This window comes from Phyllobacterium zundukense, from assembly GCF_025452195.1.
In the GTDB taxonomy this organism is placed as follows: domain Bacteria; phylum Pseudomonadota; class Alphaproteobacteria; order Rhizobiales; family Rhizobiaceae; genus Phyllobacterium; species Phyllobacterium zundukense_A.
In genome coordinates this window covers 3,563,639-3,575,886 of sequence record NZ_CP104973.1, presented here as the reverse complement: position 1 = coordinate 3,575,886, position 12,248 = coordinate 3,563,639, and the positions used below count along the sequence as shown (strand labels likewise).

At 56.8% G+C, this 12,248-nt stretch carries 14 protein-coding genes; 7 read left to right on the top strand and 7 right to left on the bottom strand.

The features are described 5' to 3' along the window. Window positions 1–13 precede the first annotated feature (13 nt). From N8E88_RS29975 to panB, 6 genes are all read left to right on the top strand, one after another. A complete protein-coding gene (locus N8E88_RS29975) occupies window positions 14–232 on the top strand; it encodes a hypothetical protein (RefSeq protein ID WP_262293703.1) in 219 nt (72 codons plus the stop codon). A 229-nt stretch (window positions 233–461) separates the two neighbouring features. Then, window positions 462–1,535, top strand: a complete 1,074-nt coding sequence (gene nadA / locus N8E88_RS29970; RefSeq protein WP_262293702.1) for a quinolinate synthase NadA — start codon at window positions 462–464, stop codon at window positions 1,533–1,535. Between the two features lie 14 nt (window positions 1,536–1,549). Further along, a complete protein-coding gene (locus tag N8E88_RS29965) occupies window positions 1,550–3,109 on the top strand; it encodes an L-aspartate oxidase (RefSeq protein ID WP_262293701.1) in 1,560 nt (519 codons plus the stop codon). 11 nt (window positions 3,110–3,120) lie between these two features. Next, window positions 3,121–3,984 carry a carboxylating nicotinate-nucleotide diphosphorylase gene (gene nadC / locus N8E88_RS29960; RefSeq protein ID WP_410010709.1) on the top strand — a complete coding sequence of 288 codons (864 nt, stop codon included), beginning with the start codon at window positions 3,121–3,123 and terminating at the stop codon, window positions 3,982–3,984. Continuing rightward, complete coding sequence (panC, locus tag N8E88_RS29955) at window positions 3,981–4,826, top strand: pantoate--beta-alanine ligase (RefSeq protein ID WP_262293699.1); 846 nt, start codon at window positions 3,981–3,983, stop codon at window positions 4,824–4,826. The genes nadC and panC overlap by 4 nt, the downstream gene beginning before the upstream one ends. 23 nt (window positions 4,827–4,849) lie before the next feature. Continuing rightward, window positions 4,850–5,665 carry a 3-methyl-2-oxobutanoate hydroxymethyltransferase gene (gene panB / locus N8E88_RS29950; protein WP_262293698.1) on the top strand — a complete coding sequence of 272 codons (816 nt, stop codon included), beginning with the start codon at window positions 4,850–4,852 and terminating at the stop codon, window positions 5,663–5,665. 2 nt (window positions 5,666–5,667) lie between these two features. On the opposite strand, the gene N8E88_RS29945 is transcribed toward panB, so the two are convergent. The 5 genes from N8E88_RS29945 to N8E88_RS29925 are packed head-to-tail and all read right to left on the bottom strand — an operon-like array spanning window position 5,668 to window position 9,177. Beyond that, window positions 5,668–6,183, bottom strand: coding sequence for a cupin domain-containing protein (locus N8E88_RS29945; protein WP_262293697.1), 516 nt, complete (start codon window positions 6,181–6,183; stop codon window positions 5,668–5,670). Window positions 6,184–6,189: 6 nt separating this feature from the next. After that, window positions 6,190–7,146, bottom strand: a complete 957-nt coding sequence (locus tag N8E88_RS29940; RefSeq protein WP_262293696.1) for an NUDIX hydrolase — start codon at window positions 7,144–7,146, stop codon at window positions 6,190–6,192. Between the two features lie 2 nt (window positions 7,147–7,148). Further along, complete coding sequence (locus tag N8E88_RS29935; RefSeq protein WP_262293695.1) at window positions 7,149–7,664, bottom strand: tyrosine phosphatase family protein; 516 nt, start codon at window positions 7,662–7,664, stop codon at window positions 7,149–7,151. Window positions 7,665–7,668: 4 nt separating this feature from the next. Continuing rightward, entirely contained in the window at window positions 7,669–8,313 is a 645-nt protein-coding gene (locus N8E88_RS29930; RefSeq protein WP_262293694.1) for a YfbR-like 5'-deoxynucleotidase, read from the bottom strand. Window positions 8,314–8,325: 12 nt separating this feature from the next. Next, a complete protein-coding gene (locus tag N8E88_RS29925) occupies window positions 8,326–9,177 on the bottom strand; it encodes a CAF17-like 4Fe-4S cluster assembly/insertion protein YgfZ (protein WP_262293693.1) in 852 nt (283 codons plus the stop codon). A 76-nt stretch (window positions 9,178–9,253) separates the two neighbouring features. On the opposite strand from N8E88_RS29925, the gene N8E88_RS29920 reads away from it, so the two are divergent. Beyond that, complete coding sequence (locus tag N8E88_RS29920) at window positions 9,254–10,588, top strand: dihydroorotase (protein WP_262293692.1); 1,335 nt, start codon at window positions 9,254–9,256, stop codon at window positions 10,586–10,588. On the opposite strand, the gene N8E88_RS29915 is transcribed toward N8E88_RS29920, so the two are convergent. Together N8E88_RS29915 and N8E88_RS29910 are read right to left on the bottom strand one after the other, a co-directional pair. Beyond that, entirely contained in the window at window positions 10,576–11,364 is a 789-nt protein-coding gene (locus tag N8E88_RS29915) for a PhzF family protein (RefSeq protein ID WP_262293691.1), read from the bottom strand. The two genes, N8E88_RS29920 and N8E88_RS29915, sit on opposite strands and share 13 nt — an antisense overlap. A 56-nt stretch (window positions 11,365–11,420) precedes the next feature. After that, window positions 11,421–12,218: a sigma-70 family RNA polymerase sigma factor gene (locus tag N8E88_RS29910; RefSeq protein ID WP_315975322.1), complete on the bottom strand. Its 798-nt coding sequence runs from the start codon at window positions 12,216–12,218 to the stop codon at window positions 11,421–11,423. Window positions 12,219–12,248: the final 30 nt, after the last annotated feature.

The window sequence follows — 12,248 nt, the reverse complement described above, 5'->3', positions numbered from 1 at the left end:
AAGGATTGATTTCATGCGAAGATTTCTGCCGATTGTGGTGCTGGGCGCTATGACACTCAGCGGTTGCGCCAACTCGGGCAATGTCAGTCCACTTGTCTGGTGCGATCGACCAAGCGATCGCGATGCGAAGGTGTTTACCGATTGCACACCGCGTATCGGTGGCGACAGCCCGCAGCGACGCTATTTGCAGGAACGCCGTTACAACGATTACCGTCAGTCCAGGGGCTGGTAATTACGGGGACGGAAAGGTCGTCAAGGCCGCATCTGGCGCGTCCTTCCCGCCAGCGCGTATCAAAAAGCTCGATTATCAACCTTGAAGCCAGCAAAATAATCCCCTATGTATTTCGCGACGGCCCTGCCGTTTTTCTTTTGGTCATAAATATGCTCAAAGTGAGTATAAATGGCCAGTGACCAAGACTTGGCGACTTGCCGGGTGAAAGAATGTCCAGGAGGAAGTGGATATGACCAGCGCTGCCCGCATCAAGACCGACCGCGTGTCCGGTCAAACTGCAGCGAAACGTTTTGGCGTTCTCAAGATGCCGGATCTTGCCTACACAGTGGAGATCGCTGCTGAAACCGAACATTTGTACGAGCGCGTCGCTCACCATATCCCGCGGATCGAATGGCCGGTCTACGCACCTTATGTAGCTGCGATAAACCGGCTGAAGAAACAGCGCAACGCTGTCATCCTCGCCCACAACTATCAGACCCCGGAGATTTTTCACTGCGTGGCCGACATCGTCGGTGACTCCCTGCAGCTTGCCAAGGAGGCGACACGTGTGGACGCTGAAATCATCGTCCAATGCGGCGTGCACTTCATGGCGGAGACGTCCAAGTTACTCAATCCGCATAAGACCGTATTGATCCCGGATATGCGTGCTGGCTGCTCGCTGGCCGAGTCAATCACCGGGGCTGATGTCCGCCTGTTGCGCGAGACCTATCCGGGGGTGCCGATTGTCACCTACGTAAATACTTCCGCTGAAGTGAAGGCGGAAAGCGATATATGCTGCACATCGGCCAATGCGGTCCAAGTTGTCGAGAGCTTCGGGGTCGATCGGGTTTTGTGCATTCCGGACGAATTCCTGGCGCAGAATGTTGCTGCGCAGACGAACGTGAAGATCTTGACGTGGAAAGGTCATTGCGAGGTGCACGAGCGATTCACCGCGGATGAGTTGCTCGCATATCGGGCAGCCGATCCGGATATCCAGATCATTGCTCATCCTGAATGTCCGCCTGAAGTGGTGGCGATCGCCGATTATACCGGATCGACGCGAGGCATGATCGACTATGTGAAGGACAATCGTCCGGCCAAGGTATTGCTCGTCACGGAATGCTCCATGGCCTCCAATATCGAATCTGAAGTGCCGGATGTAAAGTTCATCAAGCCGTGCAATCTCTGCCCGCACATGAAGCGCATCACATTGCCGAACATTCTCGAAAGCCTGGTCTACATGCGTGAAGAAATTCACGTCGATCCACTGATCGCCGAAAGGGCGCGGCTCGCTGTAGAGCGTATGGTCAACCTGAAGAACTGAGACGAGAAAAGCTGATGTCCATTCATTCCGATCCTGTCATCATCATCGGTGGCGGACTTGCCGGACTTTTTTGTGCACTGAAACTCGCTCCCCGGCCAGTCACCGTGCTTGCGGCGGCACCCATCGGGCGAGGTGCATCCTCGGCCTGGGCGCAAGCGGGCATTGCTGCTGCCGTCTCGGAAGGCGACACGAAGGAAAAGCACGTCGCTGATACGGTCGCCGCTGGTGACGGTATCGTCGATGAGAGCATCGCGCGGTTGATGGCGAGCGAGGCGGCGTCTCGCGTCCACGATCTTCTCGGCTACGGCGTTCCCTTTGACCGGGATCTCGAAGGCAGGCTGCAGGTATCGCGCGAGGCGGCGCATTCTGAAAGTCGTATCGTCAGGGTACGCGGCGATATGGCGGGTCGTGCGATCATGCAGGCCCTGGTGAAAACGGTTGAAAACACGCCATCTATCAGGGTGATGGAAGGGTATGTGGTCGAAGATCTGATGATCGACAAAGGCGCGGTAACCGGTGTCATCGCACGAACAGAAGCAGGGCGCGGCACGCAGGTAAAACTGGCTTCACAGGCGGTTGTGATCGCCACCGGCGGCATCGGCCATCTCTATGCGGTGACCACCAATCCTTCCGAGGCACGCGGCGAGGGTATCGGCATGGCGGCACGGGCCGGTGCAATGATGGCGGATATGGAGTTCGTGCAGTTTCACCCGACAGCGCTGGATGTGAACAAAGACCCGGCACCCCTGGCGACGGAGGCCCTCCGCGGTCACGGTGCGACATTGATCAATCGCGCCGGTGAACGTTTTATGCTCAAGCTGGATCCCGATGCAGAACTGGGTCCCCGTGATGTCGTGGCGCGCGGGATTTATGCTGAAGTCATGGCTGGTCGCGGTGCCTGGCTCGACTGCACCAAGGCCGTGGGTGCGTCATTCGCCGAGGAGTTTCCGACGGTCTACAAGTATTGCCGCGATGCCGGCATCGATCCTGTTATTGATCCCATTCCTGTCATTCCTGCCGCGCACTACTTCATGGGCGGTATTTTGACAGACGCCGATGGGCGCACCTCGATCAACGGGTTGTGGGCTTGTGGCGAATGCACTTCGACCGGAGCGCATGGGGCAAACCGGCTGGCGTCCAATTCCCTGCTCGAAGCCGTCGTGTTTTCCGCGCGCATTGCCGCCAAGATCGGCAAGGGTAACGCAAATTATACTGAAGATTGGTCGAAGGGCTCGGTAGACAGGGACGATCTGGCCGCCGAAGCGGATACGGCGGCGATGACCACGCTGCGCAAGACGATGAGTGCCAGTTTTGGAGTTATCCGCGACCGCAAAGGCATGCTTCAAGGGTTGAAGACCATTCTGGAGCTGGACCAAGCCAATCGTGATGCTGCCTTTCGCAATGTACTGGCGACGGCAAAGCTGGTCGCCGTCAGTGCGCTGCGACGCGAGGAAAGCCGCGGTGGCCATTTCCGCACTGACTATCCAGAGAAGCGTGCTGAGTGGCAGCACAGGACATTTTTGACACTGTCCGATGCTGACGCTTCTGTGAGTGAAATGATGGAGTTGGCCTGATGGGTGAAGACATGTGCAAAGCCTTCCCGCCATCTCTTCCGCAATTATTGATCGAGGATGCCGTACGTGCTGCGCTGCTCGAAGACCTCGGCCGAGCAGGGGATATCACGACAAACGCGACCCTGCCGGAGGATGCAATCGCCAACGCAGGCCTTTCGAGCCGTGAAGCCGGTACGATCTGTGGCATAGATTTTGCCCGCACCGCCTTTGCGTTGATGGACCCGAAGCTGAAAATCACTGCGCTGGTGAGGGATGGTGCTAGGGTCGAGCCGGGTGAGGACATTGCACGTATCGAAGGCAATGCCCGTGCCATTCTCTCCGCCGAACGCGTCGCGCTCAATTTCCTCATGCACCTGAGTGGCATCGCAAGCTATACCGCAAAATTCGCTGATCTGATTGCCCACACCAACGCCAGGGTCTGCGACACACGCAAGACCATTCCCGGCATGCGCGCCTTTGCCAAATATGCGGTGAAATGCGGTGGCGGCTCCAATCATCGTTTCGGTCTCGATGATGCGATCCTGATCAAGGATAATCACATCGCAGTGGCAGGTGGTGTCGCAAAGGCCATTCTCGCCGCACGCGCCTATGCCGGGCATCTTGTCAAGATCGAGGTCGAGGTGGACAGCCTCAAGCAGTTTGAAGAGGCGCTTTCTGTCGGCGCGGACGTGATTCTTCTTGATAATATGACGCCGGAACTGCTTGAAAAGGCGGTGAAAATCAATGCTGGTCGGGCGAAACTGGAAGCATCCGGCAATATAGCGTTTGACACGATCAAGGCGATTGCAGAAACCGGTGTCGATTATATCTCGTCATCGAAAATTACCATGGCGGCGCCAACGCTGGACATTGGACTGGACATCGAAATCAAATGAAGGTCATCGCCACCATTGCAGAACTGCGCGCTGCCCTCAAATCCGAACGCTTCAAAGGCAAATCCATCGGTCTCGTGCCGACCATGGGCTATTTGCACATTGGGCATCTGACACTGGTCCACAATTCCAAAACTGCCTGCGACGTGACCGTCGTTTCGATATTCGTCAACCCGACGCAGTTTGGACCGAATGAGGACCTGTCCTCCTATCCGCGCGACATGGCAGGAGATCTTGCCAAGCTCGATGCAGAGGGCGTCGACTACGCGTTTACGCCGGACATTGCGGAAATCTACCGCCAAGGTGCCAATACGATCGTTGATAACCCGGTCCTGTCGCGGATACTGATCGGCAAGATACGCCCTGGGCATTTTCGCGGCGTTACAACTGTCGTCACCAAACTGTTTAATATAGTTCAGCCGGACCAAGCGTTTTTCGGCGAGAAGGATTACCAGCAATTGACGATCGTCCGCCGGATGGTGGCCGATCTCGACATGCCAATTGAGATAACGGGGGTGGCCACAGTGCGCGAAGATGATGGCCTTGCGTGTTCGTCACGCAATGCCATGCTGACCCCTGCCGATCGAAAGGCTGCTGTGATCCTGGCGAAATCACTGGTGCAGGCGGAGGAATTGGTCGGCTGCGGTCAGCGCTCCGTATCGGCCATTCGCAACGCCGTTCGCGCAGTTCTGGAAACCGAGAAGCGCGGCAAGATCGAATCCGTCGATATTCGCGATGCGCGGACGCTTGATCCGGTTTCGGGCAAATTCAAACAGCCAGTCGTCATTTTGTTGACAGTCCGCTTCGGCAAGGTGCGTCTGATCGACCAGCGCGTTGTCGGCTGAACGGGAAAGAGGGAGCAGGAGCAATGAGCCAGGAAATTGTCACTCGCCGGGTCACCGCACCTGAAATACGGATCCGCAAGGGTGGTGAGCCGATCGTTGCTCTGACCTCGTACCACGCCAACACTGCGCGTATCGTCGACCAGCATGCTGATATTCTCCTCGTTGGCGACAGTCTCGCCATGGTTCTTTACGCCATGGATTCAACGCTCGGCGTGTCGCTCGATCTTATGATCGCCCATGGCCGTGCCGTGGTGCGTGGTTCAAAGCGGGCGATGGTCGTGGTCGATATGCCCTTTGGCTCTTACGAGGAGAACCCCGAGATTGCGTTCCGCAATGCTGCTCGCGTCATGCAGGAGACCGGTTGCGGTGCCGTCAAGCTGGAGGGTGGCGTGCGCATGGCTGACACCATCCGCTTCCTGATCGAGCGCGGCATACCGGTGATGGCGCATATCGGACTGACGCCGCAATCCGTCAACACGCTCGGTGGCTTCAAGACACAAGGTCGCGACACGGCACTATGGCCGCTGATCAAGGCCGATGCAAAGGCGGTCAGCGACGCTGGAGCCTTTTCCGTGGTGCTTGAGGGAATTGTCGAGCCGCTAGCGGCTGAGATTTCGCGCGAGATCGCTATCCCCACGATTGGAATTGGCGGGTCAGTCGAATGTGACGGTCAGATCCTCGTGCTTGAGGACATGCTCGGCTACAACCCGAAGCCGCCCAAATTCGTCAAGGTTTACGGTGCTGTCGGCACAGCTATCGAAGAAGCAGTCAAAGCTTACGCGGATGACGTTCGTTCGCGAAAGTTCCCCGGCGATGAGCACATCTATCTGCTGAAGTAGAACTAGCTGCGCGGCTTATGCTCTATATCAGCACCTTGCCAATATTCCATGGTGGCCGAACTATCGTAGCCTTCACGCATCAAGCGGACGCCGACACGCCCGGTTTCGGGATAGACAACCACTTCGTTCGGATTTTTCTCTCCGATCATGATGAAGCGGCAGGGCGTGTCGCTGTGGTTGTAGAACGAATGTCCGACTTTCTGACCGGCCGGAAAGCAGACGTGATCCCCCGCCTTCATCAGATATGTCTTGTCGCCTAGCCGCAGCGTCATCTCACCTTCGAGGATGAAGGCCTGCTCCTCCTCGAGCATGTGATAATGGTTCATGTTGGATTCCTTGCCCGGCGCGAGTTCTTCCAGGGCAACACCGACGTGGTTCGCTCCGCCGTATCCGGAAAGATAGCGAAATCTGCTGCCATAGCGCGTACCTTTCGACCATTCCTCCAACGGAACATTTTCCGATGCGAATGGTTCGGATATTCCTTCGGCATTGAGCGATGTCGGCTTGTCGTTCATCATTTCCTCCTATCCCCTGCCACCAACGCGCAATCCCGCCACGCTGCGCTCTTCAAGGACATTGTGCCGGAATCGATAAAGCGCTGCAGGCCTGCCTCGCGCCTGCGTTTGTTCTGCGCCGGTTGGCTCGACCAGTTCCGTTGTCTCGACCAATCTGCGGAAATTCTGCTTGTGCAGATGGCGGCCAGAAATTGCCTCCACAGTCTCCTGCAATGCGGTCAAGGTGAAGGTAGGAGGCATTAATTCGAATACCACGGGCCTGTATTTCAGCTTGGCCCGCAGTCGCGAGATTGCGGTCGCGAGAATACGCCGGTGGTCAAAACTCATCGGAAGTCCCAGGATGCGCGAAAGATGCGTGCCTTCCGCCCGTCCATCCCGCGCTGCCTCCTCTATCAGTCCCGCCTCATACAAGAGTTCATAACGTTCAAGCACCCGCTCTTCATCCCACATAATTCCATCGTCTCCGAAGGCGAGCCGGAAACGGCTTAGCCGCGCGGGAAGCCCGCTTTTCTCCGCCCACGCATGGAGAGCCGGTCGGATCGTTTCATCGATCATAGCGGGCTTGCCGAGGCGCCAGTCTTCCCAAGGCAAGAACGAGTACCAGCTGCGCCAGCGAGCACCGGATTTGCGAAGCGCATCTCCGTCATCGGTTATACGCGTGAGCGCAAGATAGCCGACTGAGACAATGTGCAGATCGCGATCTTCGGCGGTTTTGTGACGGCCGCGATCACCGAAGGTATAGAGTTGTTCGACATAGCCAAGACGTAGAGGCGTCTGTTCCGCCACCCACTCACGCAGTCCGGTCTCGAAGGTTCGATGCAACAGCGGGTTGAACGGGCCGAAGGGCAACTCGTCGCGCTCGTTGTCATCGCTGGAAGGTGTGGTCAAGATCAGCGGATCATTGTTTGCGACGGCTACGATGGCAGCGCTAAGATTGATCTCGACGGCATTGGGTGTGCCCGTCACGTCTACACCGTCAGCGGAAGAATGAACGGCGTGCCTTCGAAGGCTTCTTCACCGCGACCGATCGCGTTGATGGCATCCACCATTCTACCGTTGCGAACGAGGATATCATCGGCGAGCGCTACCAGCCTGCCGTTGGGTGTGGCAGAGGGTGCATTCTGGCGCAATTTCTGCGCCAGGAGCTCTTCATCAAGCTCCGGATTAAGCGCAATCGCGGTGATGTAGGCGGCAGCGGTTGAGCGTGAGATACCGGCGTAGCAGTGGATGAGCAAGGGTGCCTTGCGGTCCCAACGTTGGCCAAACGCGATCAGCTGGGTGATATGTTCGGACGCGGGGTGTATCATGCCTTCCGCAGGCTCGAGAATATCGTTGAATCCCAGAAAAAGATGACGCGTCTCTAGAATCTCTACGGGGCGGGGCACGACCGTATCGGTATTGATAAGCGTGATCATATCACGCGCGCCAAAACGGGTTGCAGACTCAGCGAGACGCGACAAGGGAGAGACAACGATATGCGGCATGTTCTTATCCCTGGTTCTTTGCCCGTGACTCATTAAGTATAGCAAAACGCAGCAGAAAAGCATTTTGTGCATTCTGGGTTGCGAGTGCCGTCAAGTCGAGACCTTCTGGATCAATTCCGCGGGGACGCCCGAAAAACTGCACCGCTTCCTTGTCCGCAAACCCTGCAAGGCGCGTCGCTTCATAATAGGCGGCAATCGCATCCGCGCGCTTGATCAGGGCACGTAAACTTTGGTGAACTATGGGCGCGAGCGAAAAGCGCAGATGAATAGCATGTTGCAATCTCAATTCGACGCTTTTGTAATCTCCACCGACAACGGCTTTGAACGGTGAAATCATGTCGCCGATCACATATTCCGGTGCGTCATGCAGGAGAGTTATAAGGCGTTGCTCCGTCGTGGCCTCGGGGGCGATCTTCCCGAAGATTTCTTCGACCAACAGCGAATGCTGCGCCACCGAGAATGCGTGCTCACCAACCGTCTGACCATTCCAGCGCGCAACACGCGACAGGCCCTGTGCAATGTCCTCGATTTCAATATCGAGCGGTGAGGGGTCAAGCAAATCCAGTCGTCGCCCTGAAAGCATGCGCTGCCAGGCGCGAAATTCTGTTTTCTTCAAATTGCTCGGTTGCGGCTTTGCCGGTCGCAGCATCCTATTCCCCGATCAGGCCTCTTGCTTCGCGTCGGGAAATGTAAACCGGTGTTCGGGCGGAATGGCAAGGTGGATCGGAATATCTCCTGCCAGAATGGGAATGCCGCTATCCATCGCGTCCTTCGCCCGGTCGATGCGAACGAGAGCAAGGCCAGATGATCCTGCAACACTGCCGAGCGCGCCAATATCGCGTTCGTTGGCCGTTATGGATGTCCCGGTAGCCGGCAGGTCCGACGCTCCCGTCACAATCAGGATACGTCTTCGCGCGGTTCCACGATGCTGCATGCGCGAGACAACTTCCTGACCGACAAAACAGCCCTTTCTGAAAGAAACGCCGCCAGTCTGGTCCAGATTGACATCATGGGGAAAGGCATCGCCGAGGGTATAATCCATCGGCGCTTCCGCCACCCCGTGGGCGATGCGCAGAGCAGTCCACATTGTTTCTGGAACGTCTGATGAAGGCTCACCCTTATAACATCGCACAACGTTGAGCGCTTGGGGAAAACGCCGGTCATGCACTGTTGAATCGGTTTCTGAAGCGCCGGACTCATTTTCCCAGGAAACCTCGACAAGCAATTCTGAATCCACGGCTAATTGCACTTTGGCGCGCAGTTTATAGAGCGTCAGCCTCTTCAACAGATCATCTGCGGAGGTCTGCAGTGTATCAAGCCGTAGGCCATCGCCGTTCCGTGAAACGAGAAACTCGAACAGGATCTTGCCTTGCGGATTCAGCAAGGCACCAGGTTTTAGATCGTCGTGCTCCAGCGTGTCGAGATCGGTGGTAATGAGGTTTTGCAGGAAATCTTCGGCATCCTCACCCGTAACGTTCAGGATTGCTCTTCCACTTAAACTTAGCCGCGGCATTCGATCACCCTTGCCTTTCCTGTCCCTGTTACGTAATCCGCAAGGGACGCGTTCGCAAGGCTGGAGTGGAAAGCAAATGGCTCAGACATTCGATACAATTTTCAGAAGCGGGATTGTCGTCAACCAGGACGGTGTTGGCTTGCGCGATATTGGCATCGCCAACGGCCGCATTGCTGCCATCGGCAATCTTGGCAGCGCTTCAGCCGCCGAGATCATTGACGCCACGGGCTTGCATATCCTTCCGGGCGTCGTCGACAGCCAGGTGCATTTTCGCGAGCCGGGTCTTGAGCACAAGGAAGATCTGGAGAGCGGGTCGCGCTCTGCAGTGCTGGGCGGGGTCACAGCAGTCTTTGAAATGCCGAACACCAAGCCTTTGACGACATCGGCCGAAACGCTGGAAGATAAAGTTCGGCGTGGCCACCATCGCATGCACTGCGACTTTGCGTTCTGGGTCGGCGGTACGCGCGACAATGCAAATGATGTCGCCGAACTCGAACGTTTGCCCGGCGCTGCTGGCATCAAGGTATTCATGGGTTCGTCTACTGGCGATCTGCTTGTCGAGGACGATGACGGGGTGCGTTCTATCCTGAAAAACACCCGCCGCCGTGCGGCGTTTCATTCGGAGGACGAATTCCGCCTGCGCGAACGCGAGGGTTTGCGCGTTCCGGGAGATCCGTCTTCACACCCAATCTGGCGCGACGAGATCGCGGCGCTGCAATGTACCCAGCGTCTCATACGTATCGCCCGCGAAACCGGCGCGCGCATCCATGTTCTACACATTTCGACCGCAGAGGAGATCGACTTTCTCGGCGGTCACAAAGATGTAGCGAGCTGCGAGGCAACGCCGCACCATTTGACCCTCGATGCCAGCCAATACGCGACGCTTGGAACGTTGCTGCAGATGAACCCGCCGGTACGCGACGCACGTCATCGCGATGGCGTCTGGAAGGGCATCGGGCAGGGGATTGTCGACGTGCTCGGGTCCGACCATGCGCCGCACACACTCGAAGAAAAATCAAAGCCCTATCCGGCGTCGCCATCCGGTATGACCGGCGTGCAGACACTGGTGCCGATCATGCTAGACCACGTAAACGCTGGCCGTATGTCGATCGAGCGTTTTGTTGATCTGAGCTCGCATGGTCCCAACCGCTTATTCGGCATGGCTCGCAAGGGACGTATTGCGGTCGCCTACGATGCCGATTTGACCATCGTCGACATGAAACGGCGCGAAACCATTACCAATGCGCAGGTCGGGTCAAAGGCCGGCTGGACGCCCTATGACGGCAAGACGGTAACCGGCTGGCCGGTCGGCACGATCATCCGTGGTCACAAGGTCATGTGGGAAGGGGAGATTGTGACGCCAAGCCAAGGCGAGCCGGTGTTGTTCGGCGAGGCGCTTCAGGGCAAATAAATCTGAGCCTTCATAAAGGTAACGGCTGAACCTGTAATCAGCACGCGGTCACCCTCGAGCTCACAAAGCAGATGTCCACCGCGCTTCGAGCGTTGAAACGCTGAAAGCCTGGGTTTGCCCAGTTCTTCCGCCCAATAGGGCACAAGCGTGGCATGGATTGAGCCTGTCACCGGATCTTCCGGAATGCCCGCATGCGGAACAAAATAACGCGAAACAAAGTCATGTTCGTCGCCTCTTGCCGTAATCACGAACCCAAATGGGTCGAGCTGTGTGATCTTCGGCAAATGCGGAATGAAGTCGAGGACCGCCTGCTCATTCTTCAACACAACAAAGATGTTTTCGAAGTTCTGGAATGCCGATAAATGTTCGCCTCTAGTAATTTCGTTGAGCAGCGTAGGAAGTTCGCCAATCGGCTTTGGCGGAAAGCTTGGGAAATCAAGCTGATATGCCGAGTTCCTCCTATTGACGCGCAAAGCGCCGACGCGGGTCTGAAACACCAGCTCATGCTCCACGCCAAGCTCGTTTGCAAGCACATGCGCCGTTGCGAGCGTCGCATGTCCGCAGAAATTGACCTCGTGCACTGGCGTGAACCAGCGTAGATCCCAGCAACTCGCGTTGGGCTTCACGAAGGCGGTCTCGGCCAGATTGTTCTCGCTGGCGATCGCCTGCATTGTCTCTACTGGCAACCAATCATCAAGGACAAGCACTGCGGCAGGATTGCCGCTAAAGAGTTCGGTGGTAAATGCGTCCACCTGATACATCGTCAATTGTTGCATAGATAAGATCCTTGGAGGGCGCGTTGCTCGCCAAGCTAACGAACACCAGCCGAGGGTCAATGCGCAAAGTCGAGATGACGAAGTTTTTCAGGATTCCGCACGACGTAGATCGCCTTGATCTTGCCGTCCTCGATTTCAAGTGCAGTGGTTTGCGGAATCCCGTCACTTTCCGCTGTCACAAAGCCGGGCAGGCCATCGATGAGTCCTTCGTGCACTAATGGCGGTACACTATAGGCTGCCCGGCGCGAAACGTCTCCGAAGAATAGGCAGACATTTGCCATTGAATGGATCGGATCGATTGCAGCGAAGCGAATGCCGCCGCCATCGGCATAGAGCACGACGTCGTCCGCCAATAGAGACTGCAGGGCCTGCATGTCGCCACTGCGGGATGCCTTGAAAAAGGCAGTGGCGATATTTTTGCCTTGCTCGTCTGAAACCGGAAAGCGCGGTTTTGCTTTCTGAACGTGGCTGCGGGCTCGACTCGCGAGCTGCCGGCACGTTGCTGGATCTCGACTGATCGCCTCGGAAATCTGATTGAAATCCTGGCCGAATACGTCATGCAGAAGAAACGCTGCGCGCTCCAAGGGCGACAATCGTTCCAGCGCCATCATCAGCGTCAGGGTAATATCGCTGTCGGACTCGTCTTCGCTCGGGTCGAAAATGGGCTCCGGGAGCCAGTTCCCGACATAAGTCTCTCTCCGAACGCGTGCGGATTTGAGATGGTCCAGACAAAGCCGCGTGATAGTACGCACGAGGAAAGCTTCGTCGCTGCGGACATCAGACCGGTCAGCCTGATGCCAGCGAATGAAGCCCTCCTGGACGATATCCTCCGCCTCCGCGACTGACCCGAGCATGCGGTAGGCAATGCGGGTCAGGCGCGGTCT